Annotated in this window: 26 protein-coding genes and 1 other annotated feature; of the genes, 21 read left to right on the forward strand and 5 right to left on the reverse strand. The window is 43.2% G+C overall.

Translation table 11 applies throughout. The features are described 5' to 3' along the window. The first annotated feature begins 1 nt into the window (after position 1). From mutM to ACQKNS_RS12390, 17 genes are all read left to right on the forward strand, one after another. A complete protein-coding gene (mutM, locus tag ACQKNS_RS12310) occupies positions 2 to 832 on the forward strand; it encodes a DNA-formamidopyrimidine glycosylase (protein WP_427643219.1) in 831 nt (276 codons plus the stop codon). A gap of 79 nt (positions 833 to 911) precedes the next feature. After that, positions 912 to 1,544, forward strand: coding sequence for a sporulation membrane protein YtaF (ytaF, locus tag ACQKNS_RS12315; protein ID WP_427643221.1), 633 nt, complete (start codon positions 912 to 914; stop codon positions 1,542 to 1,544). Between the two features lie 23 nt (positions 1,545 to 1,567). Then, positions 1,568 to 2,167 (forward strand): dephospho-CoA kinase, encoded by a 600-nt coding sequence (gene coaE, locus ACQKNS_RS12320; protein WP_427643223.1) that lies wholly within the window; start codon positions 1,568 to 1,570, stop codon positions 2,165 to 2,167. 159 nt (positions 2,168 to 2,326) lie between these two features. Continuing rightward, entirely contained in the window at positions 2,327 to 3,364 is a 1,038-nt protein-coding gene (locus tag ACQKNS_RS12325) for a glyceraldehyde-3-phosphate dehydrogenase (RefSeq protein ID WP_427643225.1), read from the forward strand. A 359-nt stretch (positions 3,365 to 3,723) separates the two neighbouring features. Then, positions 3,724 to 4,104 (forward strand): adenosylmethionine decarboxylase, encoded by a 381-nt coding sequence (speD, locus tag ACQKNS_RS12330; protein WP_053348147.1) that lies wholly within the window; start codon positions 3,724 to 3,726, stop codon positions 4,102 to 4,104. 271 nt (positions 4,105 to 4,375) lie between these two features. Beyond that, entirely contained in the window at positions 4,376 to 4,837 is a 462-nt protein-coding gene (gene nrdR / locus ACQKNS_RS12335; protein ID WP_427643227.1) for a transcriptional regulator NrdR, read from the forward strand. 64 nt (positions 4,838 to 4,901) lie between these two features. Continuing rightward, positions 4,902 to 6,314 carry a replication initiation and membrane attachment family protein gene (locus ACQKNS_RS12340; protein WP_427643229.1) on the forward strand — a complete coding sequence of 471 codons (1,413 nt, stop codon included), beginning with the start codon at positions 4,902 to 4,904 and terminating at the stop codon, positions 6,312 to 6,314. Then, a complete protein-coding gene (gene dnaI, locus ACQKNS_RS12345) occupies positions 6,301 to 7,239 on the forward strand; it encodes a primosomal protein DnaI (protein ID WP_427643231.1) in 939 nt (312 codons plus the stop codon). Before ACQKNS_RS12340 ends, dnaI begins: the two co-directional genes overlap by 14 nt. A gap of 120 nt (positions 7,240 to 7,359) precedes the next feature. Continuing rightward, positions 7,360 to 8,220 carry a sporulation protein YtxC gene (gene ytxC / locus ACQKNS_RS12350; protein WP_427643233.1) on the forward strand — a complete coding sequence of 287 codons (861 nt, stop codon included), beginning with the start codon at positions 7,360 to 7,362 and terminating at the stop codon, positions 8,218 to 8,220. Positions 8,221 to 8,607: 387 nt separating this feature from the next. Continuing rightward, positions 8,608 to 10,539 (forward strand): threonine--tRNA ligase, encoded by a 1,932-nt coding sequence (gene thrS / locus ACQKNS_RS12355; RefSeq protein WP_427643235.1) that lies wholly within the window; start codon positions 8,608 to 8,610, stop codon positions 10,537 to 10,539. A gap of 105 nt (positions 10,540 to 10,644) precedes the next feature. Next, on the forward strand, positions 10,645 to 10,815 hold the full coding sequence (locus ACQKNS_RS12360; RefSeq protein ID WP_427643237.1) for a hypothetical protein: 171 nt from the start codon (positions 10,645 to 10,647) through the stop codon (positions 10,813 to 10,815). Between the two features lie 53 nt (positions 10,816 to 10,868). Further along, positions 10,869 to 11,363, forward strand: a complete 495-nt coding sequence (locus tag ACQKNS_RS12365; RefSeq protein ID WP_427643239.1) for an N-acetyltransferase family protein — start codon at positions 10,869 to 10,871, stop codon at positions 11,361 to 11,363. A 125-nt stretch (positions 11,364 to 11,488) separates the two neighbouring features. After that, positions 11,489 to 11,625, forward strand: a sequence feature (ribosomal protein L20 leader region). A gap of 98 nt (positions 11,626 to 11,723) precedes the next feature. Next, positions 11,724 to 12,224 carry a translation initiation factor IF-3 gene (gene infC / locus ACQKNS_RS12370; RefSeq protein WP_034309072.1) on the forward strand — a complete coding sequence of 167 codons (501 nt, stop codon included), beginning with the start codon at positions 11,724 to 11,726 and terminating at the stop codon, positions 12,222 to 12,224. 34 nt (positions 12,225 to 12,258) lie between these two features. Next, the gene (gene rpmI / locus ACQKNS_RS12375) at positions 12,259 to 12,459 is read left to right on the forward strand and encodes a 50S ribosomal protein L35 (protein ID WP_034309070.1); all 201 of its coding nucleotides are present in this window, start codon (positions 12,259 to 12,261) and stop codon (positions 12,457 to 12,459) included. Positions 12,460 to 12,494: 35 nt separating this feature from the next. After that, complete coding sequence (rplT, locus tag ACQKNS_RS12380; RefSeq protein ID WP_034309067.1) at positions 12,495 to 12,854, forward strand: 50S ribosomal protein L20; 360 nt, start codon at positions 12,495 to 12,497, stop codon at positions 12,852 to 12,854. Between the two features lie 68 nt (positions 12,855 to 12,922). Further along, positions 12,923 to 13,198 carry a DUF1294 domain-containing protein gene (locus ACQKNS_RS12385; RefSeq protein ID WP_427643241.1) on the forward strand — a complete coding sequence of 92 codons (276 nt, stop codon included), beginning with the start codon at positions 12,923 to 12,925 and terminating at the stop codon, positions 13,196 to 13,198. Between the two features lie 60 nt (positions 13,199 to 13,258). Beyond that, positions 13,259 to 13,828 carry a TVP38/TMEM64 family protein gene (locus tag ACQKNS_RS12390; protein WP_427643243.1) on the forward strand — a complete coding sequence of 190 codons (570 nt, stop codon included), beginning with the start codon at positions 13,259 to 13,261 and terminating at the stop codon, positions 13,826 to 13,828. Positions 13,829 to 13,881: 53 nt separating this feature from the next. Here the strand turns inward: ACQKNS_RS12390 and ACQKNS_RS12395 are convergent, their stop codons facing one another. Then, entirely contained in the window at positions 13,882 to 14,262 is a 381-nt protein-coding gene (locus ACQKNS_RS12395) for a sigma-w pathway protein ysdB (protein WP_427643245.1), read from the reverse strand. A 109-nt stretch (positions 14,263 to 14,371) separates the two neighbouring features. Between ACQKNS_RS12395 and ACQKNS_RS12400 the strand changes: the two genes are divergently transcribed. Next, positions 14,372 to 14,860 carry a dUTP diphosphatase gene (locus ACQKNS_RS12400; protein WP_427643247.1) on the forward strand — a complete coding sequence of 163 codons (489 nt, stop codon included), beginning with the start codon at positions 14,372 to 14,374 and terminating at the stop codon, positions 14,858 to 14,860. A gap of 71 nt (positions 14,861 to 14,931) precedes the next feature. Next, entirely contained in the window at positions 14,932 to 16,017 is a 1,086-nt protein-coding gene (locus tag ACQKNS_RS12405; RefSeq protein WP_427643249.1) for a M42 family metallopeptidase, read from the forward strand. A gap of 60 nt (positions 16,018 to 16,077) precedes the next feature. Here ACQKNS_RS12405 and ACQKNS_RS12410 read toward each other — a convergent pair whose 3' ends face one another. The 4 genes from ACQKNS_RS12410 to ACQKNS_RS12425 all read right to left on the reverse strand — a co-directional run bounded on the left by ACQKNS_RS12410 (position 16,078) and on the right by ACQKNS_RS12425 (position 19,860). Then, the gene (locus ACQKNS_RS12410; RefSeq protein ID WP_427644198.1) at positions 16,078 to 16,782 is read right to left on the reverse strand and encodes a LutC/YkgG family protein; all 705 of its coding nucleotides are present in this window, start codon (positions 16,780 to 16,782) and stop codon (positions 16,078 to 16,080) included. Then, positions 16,776 to 18,206, reverse strand: a complete 1,431-nt coding sequence (locus ACQKNS_RS12415) for a LutB/LldF family L-lactate oxidation iron-sulfur protein (RefSeq protein WP_098370007.1) — start codon at positions 18,204 to 18,206, stop codon at positions 16,776 to 16,778. Before ACQKNS_RS12415 ends, ACQKNS_RS12410 begins: the two co-directional genes overlap by 7 nt. A gap of 25 nt (positions 18,207 to 18,231) precedes the next feature. Next, on the reverse strand, positions 18,232 to 18,948 hold the full coding sequence (locus ACQKNS_RS12420) for a (Fe-S)-binding protein (RefSeq protein WP_427643251.1): 717 nt from the start codon (positions 18,946 to 18,948) through the stop codon (positions 18,232 to 18,234). A 180-nt stretch (positions 18,949 to 19,128) separates the two neighbouring features. Further along, positions 19,129 to 19,860: a FadR/GntR family transcriptional regulator gene (locus ACQKNS_RS12425; RefSeq protein ID WP_427643253.1), complete on the reverse strand. Its 732-nt coding sequence runs from the start codon at positions 19,858 to 19,860 to the stop codon at positions 19,129 to 19,131. Between the two features lie 254 nt (positions 19,861 to 20,114). Between ACQKNS_RS12425 and ACQKNS_RS12430 the strand changes: the two genes are divergently transcribed. After that, positions 20,115 to 21,803: an L-lactate permease gene (locus ACQKNS_RS12430; protein WP_427643255.1), complete on the forward strand. Its 1,689-nt coding sequence runs from the start codon at positions 20,115 to 20,117 to the stop codon at positions 21,801 to 21,803. A gap of 73 nt (positions 21,804 to 21,876) precedes the next feature. Next, the gene (locus ACQKNS_RS12435) at positions 21,877 to 22,989 is read left to right on the forward strand and encodes a PucR family transcriptional regulator (RefSeq protein ID WP_427643257.1); all 1,113 of its coding nucleotides are present in this window, start codon (positions 21,877 to 21,879) and stop codon (positions 22,987 to 22,989) included. Positions 22,990 to 23,077 lie beyond the last annotated feature (88 nt).

The following is a 23,077-nucleotide window of genomic DNA, read 5'->3' on the forward strand; positions in this document are numbered from 1 at the left end:
AATGCCAGAACTCCCAGAAGTGGAAACAGTCAGAAGAACGTTAGAGCAGCTCGTGCTCGGAAAAGAGATCAAGGAAGTGTCAGTCTTCTGGCCAAAGATCATAAAAGCGCCTGAACCTGTCGAACAGTTTCAGGATGCATTAAGGGGACAGACGATTTCCGGAATAGGCCGCCGGGGCAAGTTCCTCATATTCACATTGGATGATTATTCGTTGGTTTCGCATTTAAGAATGGAGGGGAAATACGGCGTGCATCCAAAAGAGGAGCCGTATGATAAGCATACCCATGTGATCTTCACTTTCACGGATGGCAGTGAACTTAGATACAGGGATGTCCGGAAGTTCGGAACGATGCATCTATTTGCCAAAGGGGAAGAACTTGAGAGGCTGCCACTATTGCATTTAGGGCCTGAACCGTTGTCTGAAGATTTTACGGTCGAGGGGCTGAGTAGGAAGTTGGCAAGAACCAACAGGAAAATCAAGCCCGTTCTCCTTGATCAAACGGTTGTCGTCGGGATCGGGAATATATATGTAGACGAGTCATTATTCCGTTCCGGTATCCATCCGGAGAGAATCGCTTCTTCACTCTCGCTGCAGGAAATCAAAACGTTGCATGCAGAAATCATTGCGACATTAGGTGAAGCTGTGGAGAAAGGCGGGAGTACGATTCGTTCATACATTAACTCCCAAGGGCAAATCGGCATGTTTCAGTTGGAACTTAATGTTTATGGACGAAAAGGAGAGAATTGCAAAACATGCGGCACGCCACTTGAAAAACTGGTTGTTGCAGGACGCGGTACACATATTTGCCCGTCATGCCAGCCGCTGAAATAGGTAATGTTTTTTCAAACACATCGGATGGGCTCCATCCATATACTAGGGTAGCAACGTGTAGGGAAGGAGCATTATTCCGATGTGGCTACAAATTATTTTTCTTGCTTTTGCAGTTAGTATTGACGGATTTGGCGTAGGTTTGACATTCGGTATGCGGAAGATGAAAATCCCCTTAAGGTCAATTGTGGTCATCTCATTTTGTTCTGCATTGAGTTTAGGTATTGCGATGGTCATCGGACAATTCATCAGTCAGCTCATATCGATCGGGGCTGCTGAAAAAACGGGTGGCATCATCCTCATTTTCCTTGGTGCCTGGATGGTATACCAGTATTTTAAGCCGGAAAAAGATTTGAAAGATGATAGATACCATGAAAAGATCATCTTTAATTTTGAAATTAAATCACTTGGGGTAGTCATTAATATTTTACAAAAACCATTGAATGCCGATTTTGATAAATCAGGTACGATTACGGGTATCGAAGCGCTTGTTCTGGGTTTTGCACTTTCGCTGGATGCGTTCGGGGCCGGAGTTGGCGCGGCTATGATCGGCATTTCACCGATTATCCTCGCAGGGTGCATCGCTGTTATGAGTTCAATTTTCATTTGGAGCGGACTTCAAAGCGGGAAATTGCTTTCAAATAATAAAATTGTCCAGCATTTGACCTTTCTTCCAGGTGTACTATTGATCATCATCGGTATATTCAAGTTATGAAACATGGTTAAAAGGGGGAGCTTATGGGACAAATCATTGGAATCACCGGAGGCATCGCCAGTGGGAAAAGCACTGTCAGCCTTTATTTAAAGGAACTCGGATTCACGATTGTCGATGCAGATTTGGCTTCCCGTGCTGTCGTTGAGCCGGGTGAAGAGGCCTATCATCAAGTTGTGAAGGCATTTGGTGAAGATATCTTATTGCCGGATGGGAATATAGATCGCGTCAAGCTCGGGTCGATCATATTTAATGATCAGGAAAAGAGATTGCTATTGAATGGCATCGTGCATCCTGCCGTCAGGAATTGGATGCGCCTCAAAACGGAAGAGGCACTATCATCAGGGGAAGAAACGGTGTTCATGGATATACCGCTCCTATTCGAAAGTAAGTTGACATTCATGGTGGAAAAGACACTTTTGATCTATGTAGATGAGCAAGTTCAATTGCAGCGATTAATGAACAGGAATGGTCTTTCGGAGACGGAGGCACTTGCCAGGATCAATTCGCAAATGCCCTTGGCCGATAAAAAGGCCTTAGCGGATGCCGTAATCGACAATAATGGGGACATTAATGAAATGAAGAGGCAAGTGAAGTCCATACTTAGCGAATGGCATGTCATATAAACATGATAAAAAGAGGAAACCGTCCGGTTTCTTCTTTTTGTGTTGAAAAAATAAGTACAATCCGCATTTTTATTAGCACAATTCCTTCGAATTATGTTATACTAATTACATGTGAAAGGTAATAAGTATAACACTAATATTTTCTGGAGGGTCCGAACAATGAATTCAAGAATAGCGATTAACGGGTTTGGGAGAATTGGAAGAATGGTTTTCCGAAAGGCCATATTAGATGAGAGTTTGGACATTGTTGCCATTAATGCAAGCTATCCAGCCGAAACTTTAGCACACTTACTAAAATATGATACGATACATGGTAAATTCGACGGTATCATTATAGCGGAAGATGATTCACTAGTAGTGAATGGCCGCCGAGTAAAACTAATAAATAACCGTGATCCAAAGCTATTGCCTTGGAAAGAGTTGAACATAGATATTGTAATTGAAGCTACAGGTAAATTCAATGATCGTTCCAAAGCGGCTCTTCATTTAGATGCTGGAGCAAAAAGAGTCATTTTATCAGCGCCGGGTAAAAATGAAGACGTTACCATTGTAATGGGTGTAAATGAGGAAGTGCTGGAAATCGACAAGCATTTCGTCATATCCAATGCATCTTGTACAACCAACTGTCTTGGACCGGTTGCAAAAGTGCTTGATGAAAAATTCGGCATAAACAACGGTTTAATGACAACGATTCATTCTTATACAAATGATCAAAATAATATCGATAACCCGCACAAAGACTTAAGACGTGCCCGTGCCGCTGCGGAAAGCATGATTCCTACGACTACAGGAGCTGCAAAAGCCATCTCGCTAGTGTTGCCTCAATTAAAAGGCAAGCTTCATGGAATGGCGATCCGCGTACCGACACCTAACGTATCTCTAGTCGATCTTGTTGTGGATTTAAACTGTGATGTCACGATTGATGAAGTGAACCAAGCCTTCATCGATGCTTCGGAAAATGAACTCAAAGGAATTATGGAATTCACGATGGAACCTTTAGTTTCCAGTGATTTCAAAACGAATCCTCACTCTGCAATCATCGATGGTTTGACGACGATGATGATTGGGGACAGGAAAGTGAAAGTCCTTGCATGGTATGATAATGAGTGGGGTTACTCCAACCGGGTAGTGGATCTTGTGAAATTGGTGGGATCCGAGTTGAAAAAAACTTCCGAAGTCGAACTATCAGTAAAATAATGAAAAAAAATCGGGCCTGCTAAAATTTTTTTAGCGGGCTATTTTTAATGCAGTGTCCCATCGATTCCTGGCTGCTTTAAGGTGCTGAATAAACGCGGATTACAGAATTTCCCCCACATTGGAACCTTCGCTATATCCCTATTACATATAAAGTTTATCTTTCTAAATTTTCAATTTGGAGTTGCAAAAAAAATTCAAACCATATATACTATGAATCGTGAACTTCTTCAAAAGCGGTTTGCATGATGGCTACTTAAAGGGTTAGGACCTCTTTGGACTAACTTTCCCCCGTGGTAGTTATCAGAACTTATTTTTAAATCATGGTAAGGGGGAAGCTTAATATGGAAACAGCTTACACTATGGAAACAATGGGTAGACATGTCATTTCTGAACTTTGGGGTTGTGACTTTGAAAAACTGAACAATATCGATTTAATTGAAAAGATCTTTGTCGATGCTGCTTTGAAATCAGGTGCAGAGGTACGAGAAGTTGCCTTTCACAAATTTGCTCCACAAGGGGTAAGCGGGGTTGTCATCATTTCTGAATCACACTTAACGATTCACAGTTTTCCAGAACACGGCTATGCGAGCATCGATGTCTATACATGCGGTAACTTGGATCCGAATATTGCGGCAAATTATATTGCAGAAGCTTTGAATGCGCAAACACGTGAAAACATAGAATTACCACGTGGATTAGGTCCTGTACAAATGAAAAAAGCCAATATAAGTGCCCTATAAAAAACACGTATACACAGAGATGCCATGGGTGCATCTCTTTTTTAATGCAATGAACCGGCAGCCTGCTTCACTTAAAGCAAAGGATTGCCTTGTTGTGGCACAAAGACATTGACAACGGTGCTCCAAGGGCAGAACAAAAGTGCCTGCTGCTGGAAGTTACACTTTTTACTTGTACTGGCCGTTCCTTTTAATATAAGATTAAGATAGAGAAGTAAATCCTTGGGGAACATTTAGATAGGGGAGTCCTACATAAAATACGGAGCTGATAATGATGAAATGCCCATCATGTCAATATAACGGAACAAGAGTGCTCGATTCCAGGCCAGTCGATGAAAGTAAATCGATTCGACGACGCCGTGAATGTGAGGCATGTGGTTTTCGATTCACGACATTTGAAAAGGTGGAGGAAACACCGCTTATTGTAGTGAAAAAGGGCGGGACACGGGAAGAGTTCAGTCGTGATAAAATCCTGCGTGGCTTAATCAGGGCTTGCGAAAAACGCCCGGTTCCCTTGAAGGAACTAGAGCAAATTACCAGCTATGTAGAAAAAGAACTGCGCAACCAGGGCATATCGGAAGTGAAAAGCGACAATGTCGGCGAAATGGTAATGGACAAGCTGGCGGAAGTCGATGAGGTTGCCTATGTAAGGTTCGCATCCGTCTATCGACAATTTAAAGATATCAATGTCTTTATCGATGAATTGAAAGATTTATTAAATAAAGAAAGAAAGTAGAGCTGAAGATTCACTTTGGCTCTTTTTTCACTACATCTTTTGAAAGGTTTGAATGGAGATGTCAATGCATTGGCAAGAATTGCTCCCAGCGGATTCATATTTGGTCTCATCTGCGGGGCTGCTTCATGATTATGATCGGAAAATACTTACCCGACTATACCAACCTCTTATTGGACCTATCTGCATTAGCCTATATATGACGTTATGGAGTGAGCTGGAGGAAAACAGGCTATGGTCGGAAACCTCCTCACATTATCAATTAATGAATACCATCGGCCTTAAATTAGGTGATATTTACGAAGCACGCCTTTTACTTGAAGGAATTGGCCTGTTGAATGTATATAAGAAATCGAAAAATGAAACGAAGGAATTCATCTATGAGTTAAACCCGCCGCTTTCCCCCCAACAGTTTTTCACGGATGGCATGCTGAATATTTACTTATACAAAAAAATCGGCAAAGCGCAATTCAACCGGTTAAAGAGATTCTTTTGTGACGATCATATCTCACCGGATCAATATGAAGCCGTGACTAAATCTTTTGCGGAAGTATTCTCATCAGATCATTTGGACTCTTTATATGTAACGGATGAAGCGAAAAACGAATGGAAACCGATTCCTGAACAGCAATTCATCGATCGGAAGGAAGGCGTCGAGCCATCGGGGTTTGACGATTTATTTGATTTTGACCTTTTGTTTGCCGGGATGAAATCCTCGATCGTACCGAAAAAGGCTTTTACTCCGAAAATAAAAAGCACGATTGCCAAACTTGCTTTTTTATATGGCATTGATCCGCTGGAAATGCAAAAACTAGTAATGGATGCCATTTCAATGGATGATGAGATTGATGAGGAAGTGCTCAGGAAGGCGGCAAGGGACTGGTATCAGATCGAACGGCAGGCTGATATGCCTTCCCTCGTCAATCGGGTGCAGCCGATTCGTGAACGTACACAAAAAGAAGAACCTAAAACACAGGAACAAGAGTTAATCCGTCATTTGGAGACGATTTCCCCAAGGGAGCGGCTTATGCAATTGTCTGGCGGTGCAGAGCCATCAAGCGGTGATTTGAAAGTGGTTGAGGGCGTGATGATCAATCAAAAGCTGAATCCGGGTGTCGTCAATGTCTTGATTGAATACGTCATGCTCAAAACCGATATGAAGTTCACGAAGGGCTATGTGGAAAAGCTGGCAGGCCATTGGGCACGGCTGAAAGTCTCTACGGTCGTCGAGGCGATGGAACTAGCTAAAAATGAACATAGGAAATATCAGGACTGGGCTCAAGGAAGCAGGAATGCTGCGAAGGGCAGCCGGAAAAAGGCGATCCGGGAAGAAGTGGTTCCGGAGTGGCTAGAGAAAAAAGAAGAAGCACAGCAGGAGCAGAATGCCGATCAGCCTGAATTGGATGCCCAGAAACGCGAGCTTCTGGAGAAATGGAAGCAGTGGAAAGCTGGAGGTGAAATGAACGATGGAAAAGATTAATAGTTCCCTTAATAAATTGGCCAATACAAACCAATTTCAACAGCGGTTTGAAAAGATGAAACAGGAGATTTTTGAAGACGAACAAGTGCGGTTATTTTTGAATGCCAACAGTTCGACGGTCACGAAGGACATGATCGATAAAAATTTGGGTAAGCTTTATGAGTTCACTTCACAAAGCAATAAGTGTGATAAATGTCCGAGCTTGGATGGCTGCATCAATATGATGCAAGGGTATTATCCCAAATTGGTCGTTCAAGGGAAAGCCTTGAACCTGCATTATGAAATCTGCCCGCGGAAATTGGCAGAGGATGAAAAGCGGAAACGGGAAAAATTGATCCGCAGCCTATATGTACCGAAGGATATTTTAAAGGCGACCATTGAGGACTTCACCCAAACGGATAATGGAAACAAACGCTTGGATGTTTTTAGTAAAGCGATGTCGTTCATCATGGAATATGAGCCAGGTAAAAAGCAAAAAGGCTTATATATATATGGGAAATTCGGTGTTGGGAAAACGTACTTATTAGGTGCGATTGCCAATGAACTTGCGGAAAGGCAAATTTCCTCCCTTATTGTCTACGTCCCTGACTACTTGCGGGAACTTAAGGGGTCGATAGGTGATAATACGGTCAATGAAAAAATTGAGATGGTGAAAACGGCACCTGTCCTCATGCTGGATGATATTGGAGCGGAGTCCATGACGAGCTGGGGACGCGATGAGGTTTTTGGTCCGATTTTGCAATTTAGGATGCTGGAAAACCTGCCGACGTTTTTCACTTCGAATTTTGACCTGAATGGCTTGGAGAACCACCTAACCTTTTCACAGCGTGGCGAGAAGGAAGAAGTGAAGGCGGCCAGGGTAATGGAAAGAATTCAATATTTAGCGGAACCGGTCAAGCTGGATGGCGTGAATCGGAGAAGATGAAGGAAAGTGGTCTCTTAATGGAGGTCACTTTTTTCTTTTACAAGGCCCATCCTACTTCTAAACACGTCCCCATCCCCATATACATGAACAAACAGACAAGGGGGAAGGGGGGATGTCGTAGTGCAGATTTCGTTTCAAAACGATTCAGAGGCATTGAAATTACTGAATTTCGTTTCTGTCCATCCACTGGGGGCAGAATTTCAAGCATACATTCGATTTCTTCCGCAACAAGGCATGCATGTGGATATGACGAAGTCTTCTGGTGATAAATGGCTAATTCTGCTTCGTGATGCATTTCATTCTTTTTTATTGGAAGAAAAGACGCTTCCTGTTCTGGAGCAAATAATAGTCGGTAAATTTTTTTATAGGGAACGGGAAGAAATCGAAGCCATCATGGAAATTGCATCTTCGATCATAGAGGTGGAAAGAGCCAGGAATCAAGATGGAGCATTCAGTACGGAGAAACGATTGATTGAGGAAGGACTTCAAAGCATCTTGGCCGGAAAGGTATCTTTTTCATTCGATTCTTTTACGACCTTCCGTTTAAAATCATTTCAGCACACTTTGGAAAAGTATGTCGTTAAGGCGATTGATGAATACAAGCTGGAGCAGGACTATCAAAATTTCATTGCCACTCTCCGCGACTGCCTTCATGGGCAGGAGTCGAAATTAAGAAAGCTTCACCTGGTCAACCGGGATGGTTTTCATTTCTATGATCAGAAATTCAGCAAACTCGACCGGCAAAAAATCAATAGTATGATCGACCGGAGGCTTCTTGCCAAAAGTTCACTTTTTCTCGATACAGTGATACTTGCCCCGCTTTTATCGATTGCTCCCGAAAACTTGTGCATCTATACCGATGACAAGGAAGAAGGGCTGATCCAGACCATTTCAAAGATTTTCGAAGAACGGGCGACCATTTTGCCACTTTCGTCATTTTCAATGCATTTGAATGATCTTTCGTGGAAAAAAGAAAATTAACCTTGATTTTCACCGTATAACAAATTATAATTTCCTACATACTATTAAAAAACTAAAAGTTATGATGAGGACAAGGGTATTCTAGTCGCCGATTATCAGAGAGGGAAGCCAACAGGCTGTAAGCTTCCTATTCGCATGGAACACTTACCACCTTTAAACTTCGGCTCGGAAAGCAGGCATTCTGCGAATATGAGCTGACGGGAAGCTGCCGTTACCAAGTTACAAGTGCCATTTTGCCGTGAAAAGCAAGCTGGAACGAGGGTGGAACCGCGGGTTATGATATTTATTACTAAGCTCGTCCCTGTTTTATACAGGGGCGGGCTTTTTTGTGTTGTAATGGAATCAAAACCCAAAATTTGTTCGAACAATAAGAAGGAGTGAAACTGAATGTCAGAATTACTGAAAATATCTTTTCCTGACGGAGCGGTTAAGGAGTTTGCCAAAGGCACAACAACTGAAGACATCGCTGCATCCATCAGTCCTGGTTTAAGGAAAAAATCCATTGCCGGAAAATTCAATGGTGAATTATATGATTTGAAACGTCCGATTGAACAAGATGGCACAATCGAAATCGTCACACAGGACGCGGCGGATGCTCTTGAAATATTGCGTCACAGTACAGCGCACTTGATGGCACAAGCGATCAAACGTTTGTACAAAAACGCTAAATTCGGCGTAGGTCCGGTCATCGAGGGCGGTTTTTACTATGATATGGATATGGAGGAATCATTGACTCCCGAAGACCTTCCATTGATTGAAAAAGAAATGAAGAAAATCGTCAACGAAAACTTGGCAATTTCCCGCATCGAAGTGAGTCGTGATGAAGCCATTTCCCGTTTTAAAGAAATCGGCGACGAGTATAAATTGGAGTTGATCGATGCGATTCCTGCCGATCAGCAGGTGACGCTTTATGAGCAAGGTGAATTCTTTGACCTTTGTCGAGGCATTCATGTTCCATCAACGGGGAAAATCAAGGAGTTCAAGCTATTGAGCATAGCTGGAGCATACTGGAGAGGCGATAGCAAAAACAAAATGCTTCAACGCATTTACGGTACGGCTTTCTATAAAAAAGAAGATTTAGCCGAACACCTGCGTTTCCTTGAAGAAGCCAAGGAACGTGACCATCGTAAAATCGGCAAAGAATTGAACTTGTTCATGAGCTCACAGAAAGTGGGGCAAGGGTTGCCGATGTGGTTGCCAAAAGGCGCGACCATCCGTCGGACAATCGAAAGATATATCGTGGACAAGGAAGAACGATTGGGATATGACCATGTCTACACACCTGTAATGGGAAGCGTGGACCTTTATAAAACATCTGGACACTGGGATCATTACCAGGACGGCATGTTCCCTGTCATGGAGATGGAAAACGAACAGCTTGTCCTGCGTCCGATGAACTGTCCGCATCACATGATGGTCTATAAAAACAGCATCCACAGCTATCGAGAACTGCCAATTCGGATTGCCGAGCTAGGATTGATGCACCGTTATGAAATGTCAGGTGCCCTTTCAGGCCTTCAGCGTGTACGTGGAATGACTTTGAATGATGCGCACATTTTCGTCCGTCCCGACCAAATCAAAGAAGAGTTCAAGCGTGTCGTGAACCTGGTTCTTGAAGTATATAAAGATTTCGATATCAAGGATTATTCATTCCGGCTGTCTTATCGCGATCCACAGGATACAGAAAAATACTTCGATGATGATGACATGTGGGAAAAAGCACAAAGTATGTTAAAAGGCGCCATGGACGAACTTGGCCTGGATTACTTTGAAGCGGAAGGTGAAGCGGCATTCTACGGTCCTAAGCTTGATGTTCAGGTGCGTACGGCCTTAGGGAAAGACGAAACGCTTTCCACTGTTCAGCTTGATTTCTTGCTTCCTGAACGTTTTGATCTTAATTACGTCGGTGAGGACGGCAAGCAGCACCGCCCGGTTGTTATCCACCGCGGCGTCGTTTCCACAATGGAGCGTTTTGTCGCGTACTTGATCGAAGAATACAAGGGGGCATTTCCGACTTGGCTTGCACCTATCCAAGCACAAGTGATCCCGGTCTCACCTGGAGTGCACTTGGATTATGCGAAAGAAGTGCAGGAAAAACTTAAAGCGCAAGGCATTCGTGTCGACCTGGATACACGTGACGAAAAAATCGGTTACAAAATCCGTGAAGCGCAAATGCAAAAAATCCCGTACATGCTCGTTGTTGGAGACAATGAAGTCAAAGAAGGCAGCGTGAATGTACGTAAATATGGTGAACAAAAATCCGAAACGATCGCTTTTGAAGATTTCGTTTCAGCGATTAAGGCGGAAGTAAGCCGTTAAAAGCAAAAAGGGGGGCACATATAGTTGTGTCCCTCTTTTAATTGATACATGATAAAATGGAACCATCATGTGAAAATATGTACAGCAATGAAAAGGAGGGTCAGCATGAAAAAGAAATTTACTTATCTATTCGGACCGACATTCCTTGTCATCATCATCTTATTGTTAATGGATGATTATCGGCAATATGCCATTGTCCCGGTCCTGCTTTTTTGGATAGTCCTATTTTCCTGGGACACCATTGACAAAAAGAAAAAGGCGAAAGAAAACTCATAGCATTTGATGGCTTCGATGAGCATGGAATGTAACCAAAGGGGGAGTGGGGATAAATGGAGATTAGAAAGGCTTCTAGGAAAGACGCTGATAACTTGGCTGCTCTGTTCAATCATGTTGAAGATTCCGGGTATATGCTGTTCAACCCTGGGGAAAGAAAAGCGACGGGGAAACAAATGGAAAAGCAAATGGAGCAAATCGAAAAAAATCCCCTTTCCGTTTTCCTCGTCGCTGCTAGCGGCCATGAGTTGAAAGGTTACCTAATCTTATTGGGCAATCAAATGGGCCGAACGAGGCATTCCGCCAAAATTGTCATCGGCATCAATGAACAGGACAGAGGAAAAGGCATCGGTACGAAGCTATTTCAGAAAATGGAGGAGCATGCACGGATAAAAGAAATACGGCGCCTGGAATTGTCCGTGATCGCAAACAACGCCCCTGCGCTTTCCTTATATCGAAAAATGGGTTTTGAAAAGGAAGGAATAAAGCGGGAATCACTGTTTTTTGATGGAAAGTATCATGATGAATATTTTTTGTCCAAATTACTTTAAAAAACGTATTGTCAAATAACTGAATGTCTGATAATATTAATTTTGTTGTGAAAAACGAATAAATTAGCATTTGACAAGTCATCAGTGTTTATGATATATTTCTAAAGTGAATTGAATACGTGTTTGAGGAAAAGAAGAAGCACCCGCTTCTCACCTGGTTGACGCAAACAATGCAGTTAACAGGTCATGATTTGATTATTTGGATCTTTCTGAATGAGTCTATCAGTGTGGGTGCAACATGCATCCACACTTTTTTATTATGATTATATCCTGTAAGCGAGTTGTGAGCGTGACCGAATTGATTCAAATATTCGTATTCGCCAATATCTTTGGAGGTGGCTAACTATTAGTAAAGACGCGATGGTAAACGAGGGCATCCGAGCCCGTGAAGTTCGTCTTATTGACCAAAACGGAGAACAACTTGGAATTAAAACGAAATTCGAAGCATTGGAAATTGCCGCTCGTGTAAATCTTGATCTAGTTTTAGTTGCTGCAAATGCAAAGCCTCCGGTAGCCCGGATCATGGACTACGGAAAACACCGCTTCGAGCAGCAAAAGAAAGACAAGGAAGCACGTAAAAATCAAAAAGTCATCAGTCTGAAAGAGGTTCGTTTGAGCCCGACGATTGAAGAACATGATTTCAATACGAAGCTTCGCAACGGTATTAAATTCCTTGAAAAAGGCGATAAAGTAAAAGCTTCTATCCGATTCAAAGGACGTGCCATTACGCATAAGGAAATTGGTCAACGTGTACTCGTTCGTTTTTCTGAAGCATGTAAAGAAGTGGCTACAATCGAGCAACACCCAAAAATGGACGGGCGCAGCATGTTCATTATCTTAGCACCGAAAAACGAAAAGTAATTGTAAAGTAATTTGTAATGAGGAGGAATACCTTATGCCTAAAATGAAAACTCACCGCGGATCTGCTAAACGTTTCAAAAAGACTGGATCCGGCAAACTTAAGCGTTCTAACGCTTACACAAGCCATTTATTTGCTAACAAATCTACTAAGCAAAAGCGTAAGCTTCGCAAAGCTAGCCTTGTAAGCAAAGGTGACTTCAAACGTATTCGTCATATGCTAGACAACATTAAATAAGTTCGATTTATCGAGTTAAATAGGAGGGAAATAACATGCCACGTGTAAAAGGCGGTACTGTTACTCGCAAACGTCGTAAAAAGGTAATAAAATTAGCTAAAGGTTACTATGGCGCGAAACATATTCTTTTCAAAGTAGCTAACCAACAAGTAATGAAGTCAGGAAACTATGCTTTCCGTGACCGTCGTCAAAAGAAACGTGATTTCCGCAAACTTTGGATCACTCGTATCAACGCTGCAGCACGTATCAACGGTCTTTCTTACAGCCGTTTAATGCATGGTCTAAAGCTTGCTGGTATCGAAGTGAACCGCAAAATGCTTGCTGATCTTGCTGTTGCTGACGAACAAGCTTTTGCTCAATTAGCAACTGCTGCTAAACAACAATTAGACAAATAAGTCTGACTGATACAGCCACTCTCTTTTCAAGAGGGTGGCTTTTTATATATTTAAAGGAGGGAATGAGAATGCAAGGAGTATGGTTGATTGCTGCTTATGTGATCATCACGAACATCATCGGATTTGCCTTAATGGGAATCGACAAGAGGAAAGCGCGTAATGGGGAGTACAGGATCAGCGAAAGGACACTTTGGTTTTGGGCGGTCATAGGCGGAGGGACTGGGGCCTTTTTGGGGATGAAGCAATTCCGCCATAAGACGAAGCATGCCGCTTTTAAGTGGGGCCTGCCCATATTGATGATTCTTCAGATAGCCTTATTGATCAAGATGTTCATTCAATTGTAATATGTAGCCCATATAATGTATATGCTTGTAGAAGCAGCAAAGAGTAGCTGGAGGGAGAGCATGAATGATAAACTGACACTTGTAATGAGCTACGTTCAATCTGGAAGCGTGTTTGCACCGTTGATTTTTATCACTTTTCATTTATTAAGGCAATTTCTATTCATTCCCGTCATTGTGGTTTGCATGTCTGGCGGAGTATTATTCGGGGCTGCTTTTGGAACCATCTATTCGGTAATCGGTTTGACGTTGTCCAGTATGGCCTTTTATTTCGTGATCGGCAAATTTCCGAAAACAAAGGATAGGCTGCTGCGGCTTAAGAATAAGCTGTTTGGAAATCGAAAGCTCAATAGCCGGCAAATTGCTGTACTGAGGCTGATCCCATTCATACACTTTTACTTACTTTCGCTTTGCTTATTGGAATCCAATAAAGGGCTGAAAAATTATTTTTATCTATCCTTCATGACCAATCTCCCTGTAGCATTCGTATACACGGTTTTTGGCCACTATATTGCAGATTTCAGTCCAACGCTGATCGTCATCATTTTATTATCCTTAACATTATTGATCTATATATTGAGGGAGAAGCAGACGGTCGTCCCTTGGAAGGAATTTTTTCGTTCAGATGATTAATATAGAGCCTTGAGTCCATTTTTCTCAAGGCTCTTCATTATGTTTGATCTTTTTCATTTTTGTAAAAACTCCTTAACCGGGCTCTTCCAATCAATAACGGCATCCGGATATTGTTTTTTAATGGCTGCCTCGATCTTCAAGAAATCATTTCGCTTCAAGCTTTTCAGGCCGTCCATTTTTTTAGGCCAAATGAAGATGGAGATGACCTCGAAGGAGCGTTCCGTCGTCCCTAAATACTTTTCCCCTTCAAACATCACCCCGTTGTACGTCAATAAAAAATTCTTTCGTATATTGGCTGTATCGTCGAGCAGAAAGAACTTTTTCTGTTCATGTGCCAGTTCTAATTTTCTTTTCGGATTAAATAGGTATTTGATGACTGTATATATTAAGAAAATGATGAGGGCCAAAAGAATGAACCGCATGATCAATACCATGGCGCTACCTCCTTAAACAGAGTGATTCCCTTCATTTACGTATGGGTTTTTAATAAGTTTCATTTATTTGATATAATTTAAGGGAAGACGATAGAAAGAAGTGATGAAAATGAACATAGGTAAATTAATGGAGATGCAGGCAGCCTTGGATGAGCATATACAATCAAAGCATGATTTGGGTGCTGAAGATTTAGTGGAACGAAAGATACTTGCTCTTTTGGTGGAGCTTGGTGAGCTTGCCAATGAAACTAGATGTTTTAAATTCTGGAGTCTAAAAGGCCCCTCTGATAAAGAAACGATTTTGGCTGAATACGTGGATGGCATTCATTTCATTTTGTCACTCGGGATCGAACGGGGATTTGTACCGGAAGTTCCATCCGCCCTCAAGATGGATCAGGAGGATTTGACGCTTCAATTTACTGCTATTTACGGCTGCATCAGCGAATTTCGCACACAGCTGACAGAGTCATCTTTCCAAAAGGTTTTTGCTGAGTATTTACATTTAGGGGAATTGCTTGGATTTTCAGCAGTGGATGTGGAAAAAGCATATGTAAGCAAAAATGAAGTGAATTACGAAAGGCAAAAGCAAGGTTACTGATTGCTGATTGTTAATGCAAACGATTTTCTGTATAATTATTCTTGTAATGTAAGTTATAGGGAGGTATAGGGATGGCTAAATTGGATGAAACATTAAGGATGCTTGCTGACTTGACGGATGCTAAAGGCATCGCAGGAAATGAAAGTGAAGTAAGAAAAGTGATGACTGAATACATAACACCATTTGCAGATGAAATATCGACAGATGGCCTGGGAAGTTTGATTGCCAAGAAAACGGGTGATGAAAACGGACCGAAAATCATCGTTACCGGGCATATGGACGAGGTCGGTTTCATGATCACCCAAATTGATGATAAAGGATTTTTGCGTTTTCAGCCGGTAGGGGGCTGGTGGTCACAGGTAATGCTGGCACAGCGCGTGACGATCGTTACAAGTAAAGGTGATATAACTGGCATTATCGGTTCCAAGCCGCCGCACATCCTGTCAGCGGAGGCGCGGAAGAAGCCGATTGATATTAAGGATATGTTTATTGATATCGGTGCATCCAGCAAAGAAGAGGTTAAGGAATGGGGCGTCAAGCCAGGGGATATGGTTGTTCCATATTTTGAATTCACGGTCATGAATAATGAAAAGATGCTGCTTGCCAAAGCCTGGGACAATCGAATTGGCTGTGCAATCGCCATAGATGTGCTTAAACAGCTGAAAGACAGCGACCATCCTAATGTAGTTTATGGAATTGGCGCTGTGCAGGAAGAGGTCGGCCTGCGTGGCTCCAAAACCTCCACATTCAAAATTCAGCCGGATATCGGTTTTGCCGTCGATGTTGGCATTGCTGGTGATACACCGGGGGTTTCCGAAAAAGAAGCGATGAGTAAGATGGGGGAAGGCCCGCAAATCGTCATCTATGATTCATCGATGGTGGCACATAAGGGATTACGCGATTTCGTCACCGACACGGCTGATGAAATGAATATTCCTTATCAATATGAATCGATTCCGGGCGGCGGGACGGATGCAGGCTCCATCCATTTAACGGCAAATGGTGTTCCTGCACTGGCCATCACGATTGCCACACGCTACATTCATTCACATGCAGCAATGCTCCACCGGGATGATTATGAGAATGCAGTTAAGCTCATTGTCGAAGTGATCAAACGCCTCGATCGTGAAGCGGTTGATCGGATCATTTACGAGTAATATAGAAAAGTAAAAATGGAGAGGCCCAATCAGGTCCTCTCCATTTTCTTTTCCTTATTTTCACTTATCTTCGACGATTATATAGACCGCTTTGACGGGACCATGGACGCCGACGACAAGGTCCATTTCGATATCAGCCGAATTGCTCGGCCCTGTTATGAAGTTGATGCAGGAAGGAACGACATCGCCCCGGGCAACTTTAGAACGGATGGCCGCTGCAGCCTGAGTCATTCGCGGGACGATGGTGCTTTTTGGAATGATGGAAACATGGCAGGAAGAAAGGAAGCTGATGGAACGGCCATGGTCCTTGTCGCTGAACAAGACGACGGTCGCTGATTCTGCCAGTGTCATCTCACTGAATGTGATTCCGATGTTAGCACTTTCTGCTTTTTCGATATTTACTTTCCCGGCTTGGTGATCCCATATATGGACATCTTTGTCCTTAAAGATGCCCTCCAACCCATAGTCGGAAAACCGATCGTCCTTGGGGATGATCAAGGGTCCGTTTCCAAGCTCTTCGATCACCTGATTCAAACAATGCATCACTTGCTTGGAGTCGGTAACGTGAAACTGAGTATGCACCCGTTTACATTGCTCCTGCAACTCCGCGACAAGGTCATTTGGTGTCGCATGTTTCAAAACTTCTTTTTGGGGGGCGTGCTTCCATTCCGGAACGGAGATGCCTTCCGTAATAGGAGCCCTTCCCAGGTTTTTGGCTATATTGTTTAAAAATGAACCTTCATTATGGATGGTTCCATTCATGATGGTTTCCCTCCTTTTTCCCGATTTTTAAACCAGTCCCGAAAGCTCTCTTTCCCTGGAGCAGGGAACTCGCGGCTTTCTGTCCAAGTTTTGAGTGGTCCCGGTCCTTTCGAGATGATATCACCCGTTTTAAAAGGAGACATCGCGGATGGGGCCATTTTGGAGCCGAACTTATAAAGCATAGGCGATGCCGCACCGATTCCGAAGGCTTTCATGGCCATCTTTTCTGAAAATGGCGCCATTTTTTCCTTTTCAACGATGACCTCGCGATGCTTCCTCAGTAAGTCATGGAGAGGGATCTTAACCGGACAGGCATCCGTACAGGCTGCACAAAGAGTGGAGGCATATGGCAGCTCCTTGAAATCATCATACCCCCCGAGTAAGGGTGAAAGCACAGCGCCGATTGGTCCTGGATATATGGAACCGTATGAATGACCGCCAACCTGACGATAAACCGGGCAGACATTTATACAGGCAGCACATCGAATGCATTGAAGAACGGATTGGAACTCAGTTCCTAAAATGGAGGAGCGTCCATTATCTACGATCACAAGGTGAAATTCCTCGGGTCCGTCTACATCGCCTTCATCACGCGGCCCGGTAAGTGCGGTGATGTAACTGGTCAACCTTTGGCCTACAGCGCTTCTTGTCAATAAGCTGACAAGGACTTCGAATTCATCGAATGTAGGCACAAGCCGTTCCATTCCCATCACGGTGATTTGCGTTTTTGGTAGGGCAGTGACCAAATCGGCATTTCCTTCATTCGTCACCAAACCGATCGAGCCCGTTTCCGCAATAGCAAAATTACAGCCGGTGATGCCCACATCGGCGCTTAAGAAATCTTTCCGCAGAATGCCCCGCACATGGGCGGTAAGCTCTTCCGGTTTTTCGGTTTGCGTATATGCAAGCTTTTCTTTAAAAACATCCCTAATCTGCTCCTTATTTTTATGGAGAGCTGGTGCGACGATATGGGAAGGGGGATCATGATCATCCACTTGTAAAATGTATTCACCCAGGTCCGTTTCAACGACATCAAGGCCAACGGCTTCAAGAGTTGCATTCAAATTGATTTCTTCCGTGACCATCGATTTGGATTTCACGACCTTTTTGGCGTTCTTTTTAACAATGACATCCTTGATGTAGCCGCTTGCTTCTTCAGCGGTTTCAGCAAAGAAGACATGACCGCCCCTTTTCGAAACATTTTCTGCAAGCTGGTGCAAATAGAAATCAAGGTTACTGAGCACATGCTGCCGGATTTCCTCCCCAAGGGAACGCCAATCCTCCCAGCTTCCCAATTCATCAACGGCAGTCAGTCGCCGTCCGTGTAATCGTTCTTGGGCACTCGATACGGCTAATCGCATAAAATCATTATGTATTCCTTCATCCACGCGGTCTTTAAACTTGGCAGAGCTGGTTTTCATAGCCATTAGTTATTTCCCTCCTCGGCTTTCTCTAGATACTATTCAGGACTTCCGCAATATGAAGCACTTTCACCGGTTGCCCCTTCCTTTGGATCCGTCCGCCAATATTCATCAAACATCCGGCATCCCCGCCAATTAAGAAATCGGCCCCGGTAGCTTCAATATTACAGACTTTCTCCTCGACCATTTGCCCGGAAATGTCACCCATCTTAACCGAAAAGGTCCCCCCGAACCCGCAGCAGTTTTGGGCATCCGGAAGTGGTGTCATTTCCAGCCCCCTGACATGGCTTAACAAAATGGCAGGTGCTTCCTTCACCTTGAGCAGCCGTGTCATATGGCATGAAGTATGATAAGTGGCCTTTCCCTTAAGGGTCGCCCCGACATCGGTCACTTTTAAGACATCCACGATGAATTGGGTCAATTCATATGTTTTAGCCGCTAATGATTCGGCCCTCTTTTCCCATTCGGCATCTCCTTTGAAAAGAACCGGATATTCTTTGAACATCGCTGCGCAGGAACCGGAAGGTGTGACGATATATTCAGCATCCGCGAACGTTTTAATCATCTTTTTCATAGCTTCCTTCGATTCCTTCGTATACCCGCTATTATATGCGGGCTGTCCGCAGCATATCTGGGACACGGGGAAATCGATCTCACAGCCTAATCGCTCGAGCAGCTCCACTGTCGCTTTGCCGACGTTGGATTGAAACAAATCCACTAAACATGTTGCAAAGAGAGTAACTTTCAATTTGAACTCCTCCTTTTTCAAATAGGTTAACAGGTCATCTGATGACTAGAAAATGGAAAAAGGAAATGGTTAAGAGAATAGACCAATTTCCAAGATTTTTTAATTGAAGTAATCGTTTTCAAAATAATATATCAATTTAATCCTATTTTGTATAGGGGATTTTTGAAATTTAAAGGAAGGTCAACTGTGATTTTGCTGATTTTTTTGGATGACCCGATCCAGTGCCTCCTCAACGCTTTGAAGGTGAAACAGCATGGCACTGCGGGCTCCGTCTTCATCCTGTGCCACGATTGCATCATGAATCCTGACATGCTGCTGGTGAAGTTTCTTAAGTGACATTTCTTCGGAATAAAGCGCAATCCGGCGGATATCCCGCATCTTTTCCGTCATTAATTCCGAGACGTGGTTCATCAATGTGATCAGCAGCTCATTTTGTGATGCGTTTGCCACTGCAACATGGAAGGCGATATCCGCTTTATCACTTAGTTTTTCATCATCTGATACCTTTTCCATATCAAAAAGCCTTTCCTTGAGTTCGATAAGGTTTTCTTCCGTTCTCTTCTTCGCTGCCACTTCTGCCGTACCGGACTCAAGTATTTTCCGGACTTCCAGTAAATGCTTGATATTGTCCTGATCCATCAAAAGGGCGGCAGACAAGGGATGGTTCATGATGGTGGGATCGAAGGTTTTGACGAATGTTCCTTCACCTTGTTTTATTTCAATAAGACCCATTGAACTCAATGCACTTAATGCTTCGCGGATGGCCGGACGCCCGACTTGGAAATTTTCCGCAAGCTGCTGAATGGAATCCAATTGTTCACCTGGTTTCAGGCTGCCTGACCGAATCATTTCATAAAGTTCATCGCTGACTTCTTCATAAATTTTTTTCGGTTTGATTTTTTTATATACCAAGTAGTAGCACCTCTATTTTCTATGAGTTTCTCTGGTTAATATTATATAACACAAATGATCTTTCACACTTCCCGAAGGTTAAAAAAACAATAAAAAATAAAAAAATTCTTGATTTTATATTTTTAATCATTTAATTTTAATGAGTACTCATCAAGTCATCTGATGACTTGGAATTTTCGGATATGTAAGGGGTTTCATTTAGCGGTTGATTTCTGAATTTTTTAAAAAATTTATAGAAAATGGAGTCGAAATGAATGACATGGACACAAAACTTTACGCCGATCACCGATAATTTAGCTTTATCATCTCTTGCCGCACTCATTCCTATTCTTTACTTTTTCTGGGCACTTACCATCAAACGCATGAAAGGTTACATTGCTGGTATAACCACGTTGCTTGTAGCTCTTGCAGTGGCTGTATTGATATATGGAATGCCTGCAGGAAAAGCAGTGATGTCTGCTTCACAAGGAGCCGTATATGGGCTGCTCCCAATCGGATGGATCATCATCACTTCCGTATTTTTGTACAAAATGACTGTGAAAAGCGGACAATTCAATATCATTCGTTCTTCGGTGCTTTCGCTTACGGAAGACCGCCGCCTCCAGGCATTATTGGTGGCATTTTCTTTCGGGGCCTTCTTAGAAGGTGCAGCGGGATTTGGGGCACCGGTTGCCATTTCAGCCGCGCTTTTGGTCGGTCTTGGATTTAACCCGCTATATGCAGCAGGGATTTGTTTGATCGCAAATACCGCTCCCGTTGCATTCGGGGCGGTTGGAATACCGATCATCGCCATGGAAGGCCCAACTGGCATAGCCGCCATGGAAATTTCAAAAATGGTCGGCCGCCAATTGCCATTCCTTTCGGCTTTCATTCCGCTATATCTCATTTTAATAATGACTGGTTGGAAAAGGTCGCTTGAAGTCTTGCCGGCAATATTGGTTTCGGGATTTTCCTTTGCCATCACGCAGTACTTAAGTTCAAATTTTCTTGGGCCCGAATTACCGGACATCCTTTCCGCGTTAGTGTCACTATTTGCATTGGCGATTTTCCTTAAATTCTGGAAACCTAAAACGATCTTCCGCTTTGCATCCGAGGAAACGGCAGCAGCTGCCGAACCTATATATGCTGCAGAAGCGGAAACAAAATACACGAAAACGCAAATATTCCATGCTTGGTCACCATTCCTTCTGTTAACGCTTTTCATAACAATATGGGGGATGAACCCAATAAAGCCGGCACTCTCCGGACATTATGAAGGCAACAATGCATTGCTTGGCGGAATCAATGAAATCGGGAAACTATTAACCTTCCAAATCGAAGTCCCAGGTCTGCATAATGCGATAATCGGAAGCGATGGATTGCCGATTGCGGCTTTCTATAAAATAGAACTGCTCGGAGCGGCAGGGACTGCGATTTTACTGGCTGCCATCGTAACGAAATTCATCGCACACATGTCGGCAAAAGACGTTTATAGCACCTTTGTTGAAGCGATGAAAGAGCTGGCAAAACCAATCTTGATGATTTCTGCCGTGGTGGCTTTTGCCTATGTAACGAATGCTTCAGGCATGTCGACAACATTAGGGATGACCCTTGCAAAATCGGGTGATTTATTTCCGTTCTTCGCACCGGTTCTCGGCTGGCTGGGAGTGTTCATTACCGGATCGGATACATCAGCCAACCTCTTATTTGGCAGTCTCCAAAAAGTGACCGCCCTTAAAGTGGGGATGGAGCCGGTCTTGGCACTTGGGGCGAACTCTTCCGGAGGGGTCACGGGAAAGATGATTTCCCCCCAATCGATAGCGATTGCCTGTGCTGCCGTTGGATTGGCGGGCAGGGAATCGGAATTATTGAGATTCACGCTCAAACATAGTTTGTTTTTATTGCTGCTTGTTTGTGTGATTACCTTCTTGCAAAATGGCGTCCTTTCCTGGATGATTCCATAAGTAGAATGAGGCTCCCTTTGCATAGGGGAGCCTCGAAATATTTTCAAGCCCATTCAAAAAAGGAGGACCTATCATGCAATTGTCAGCTGTGGCAGGAAAATTGGTTCATGAGGTTCGAAAACTGATCGATGAGGAAATCATCATTATTGACCATGCTGGCACGATTATCGCCAGCACCGATAACAGCCGTATTGGAGCTTATCATGAAGGAGCCATCCACGCTTTCAACAATCGTGAGAAATTGATCATCAATAAACAGGATGAACGAAGTTGGAAAGGAGTGAAGGCAGGTATAAATCTACCTATTTTCTTTAACCAGGAAGCAGTTTGTGTCATTGGAATTACGGGCGACCCGAAACATGTTTCCCCCTATGGGGAACTTTTAAAAAAGATGACGGAGATGTTCATTCAGGAAAGCTATCATATCGAACAAGCAGAATCCCAATCACGTCTGATGGAATTCTTTGTATTTGAATGGCATCAGCTTCAGACGTTCAATGAGCTTTTCCTTCAGAAGGCCAAATTACTTGGGGTCGATGTTCATGCAGACCGGATCATCACCCTTGGTGAATTTAAGACTGAGGAAATCATTGAACCTCATGTGTGGAGAACGCTTCAGATATACGTAAGACAGCAGCATCCCAATGACATCGCGGTCCGTTGGGGGAGGAACCAATTCGTGATTCTTTCTATAGCCGATTTCATCGGTTCAAAAATCCAGCAATTAAAGAAAATAAGTACACTGCAAAAAAAGCTGGAAGAGAGTTCGGGTTATAAAGTGTGTGCTGGAGTTAGTTCGCGAGCATCGGGATCCGCTTTCAGGTCAGCGTTTTTTAAAGCGGAACGTTCTTTGAAAATCGCGTTTCCTTCTTCGGGGATCATATTTGACGAGGACTTGAAGATTGAGGTCCTGCTTGATGAAGTTACTGCTGAAACACGGCATGAATATTTATCACGGACGATTCATGAGTTGCTTCCTAATGAGGAGCTCCTTAAAACCCTTTCCATGTATTTTGCATGCGATCTATCTCTTAAGGAGACCGCTAGAGCCCTGCATATCCATATCAATACCCTCCATTACAGGCTCAAGCGCATAGAAGATTTGACCTGTCTGAATCCTAGGAAGCTGGCCGATTTAGTCACTATGTATCTAGCATTAAGTATGTTGGATAATCATACAAATTAATTCTTTGAAAAGCTCTAAATTCTATATGTTCATACATAGATGATGGAGTGTTTTCTTTCTTATACTTACATCATATGAAAAATCATGA

It is taken from the genome of Peribacillus sp. NPDC094092 (assembly GCF_050279365.1).
In the GTDB taxonomy this organism is placed as follows: domain Bacteria; phylum Bacillota; class Bacilli; order Bacillales; family DSM-1321; genus Peribacillus.

Bases quoted from the DNA above. Each gene is read 5' to 3' on its own strand.
- ACQKNS_RS12405 (WP_427643249.1), top strand. From the start codon at position 14,932: ATGGCTAAATTGGATGAAACATTAAGGATGCTTGCTGACTTGACGGAT.
- rplT (WP_034309067.1), top strand. From the start codon at position 12,495: ATGCCACGTGTAAAAGGCGGTACTGTTACTCGCAAACGTCGTAAAAAG.
- ACQKNS_RS12385 (WP_427643241.1), top strand. From the start codon at position 12,923: ATGCAAGGAGTATGGTTGATTGCTGCTTATGTGATCATCACGAACATC.
- mutM (WP_427643219.1), top strand. From the start codon at position 2: ATGCCAGAACTCCCAGAAGTGGAAACAGTCAGAAGAACGTTAGAGCAG.
- ACQKNS_RS12365 (WP_427643239.1), top strand. From the start codon at position 10,869: ATGGAGATTAGAAAGGCTTCTAGGAAAGACGCTGATAACTTGGCTGCT.
- ACQKNS_RS12360 (WP_427643237.1), top strand. From the start codon at position 10,645: ATGAAAAAGAAATTTACTTATCTATTCGGACCGACATTCCTTGTCATC.
- thrS (WP_427643235.1), top strand. From the start codon at position 8,608: ATGTCAGAATTACTGAAAATATCTTTTCCTGACGGAGCGGTTAAGGAG.
- ACQKNS_RS12395 (WP_427643245.1), bottom strand. From the start codon at position 14,262: ATGGTATTGATCATGCGGTTCATTCTTTTGGCCCTCATCATTTTCTTA.
- ACQKNS_RS12325 (WP_427643225.1), top strand. From the start codon at position 2,327: ATGAATTCAAGAATAGCGATTAACGGGTTTGGGAGAATTGGAAGAATG.
- ACQKNS_RS12435 (WP_427643257.1), top strand. From the start codon at position 21,877: ATGCAATTGTCAGCTGTGGCAGGAAAATTGGTTCATGAGGTTCGAAAA.
- speD (WP_053348147.1), top strand. From the start codon at position 3,724: ATGGAAACAATGGGTAGACATGTCATTTCTGAACTTTGGGGTTGTGAC.
- dnaI (WP_427643231.1), top strand. From the start codon at position 6,301: ATGGAAAAGATTAATAGTTCCCTTAATAAATTGGCCAATACAAACCAA.
- rpmI (WP_034309070.1), top strand. From the start codon at position 12,259: ATGCCTAAAATGAAAACTCACCGCGGATCTGCTAAACGTTTCAAAAAG.
- ACQKNS_RS12430 (WP_427643255.1), top strand. From the start codon at position 20,115: ATGACATGGACACAAAACTTTACGCCGATCACCGATAATTTAGCTTTA.
- coaE (WP_427643223.1), top strand. From the start codon at position 1,568: ATGGGACAAATCATTGGAATCACCGGAGGCATCGCCAGTGGGAAAAGC.
- ACQKNS_RS12390 (WP_427643243.1), top strand. From the start codon at position 13,259: ATGAATGATAAACTGACACTTGTAATGAGCTACGTTCAATCTGGAAGC.
- ACQKNS_RS12400 (WP_427643247.1), top strand. From the start codon at position 14,372: ATGAACATAGGTAAATTAATGGAGATGCAGGCAGCCTTGGATGAGCAT.
- nrdR (WP_427643227.1), top strand. From the start codon at position 4,376: ATGAAATGCCCATCATGTCAATATAACGGAACAAGAGTGCTCGATTCC.
- infC (WP_034309072.1), top strand. From the start codon at position 11,724: ATGGTAAACGAGGGCATCCGAGCCCGTGAAGTTCGTCTTATTGACCAA.
- ytaF (WP_427643221.1), top strand. From the start codon at position 912: ATGTGGCTACAAATTATTTTTCTTGCTTTTGCAGTTAGTATTGACGGA.
- ACQKNS_RS12340 (WP_427643229.1), top strand. From the start codon at position 4,902: ATGCATTGGCAAGAATTGCTCCCAGCGGATTCATATTTGGTCTCATCT.
- ACQKNS_RS12415 (WP_098370007.1), bottom strand. From the start codon at position 18,206: ATGGCTATGAAAACCAGCTCTGCCAAGTTTAAAGACCGCGTGGATGAA.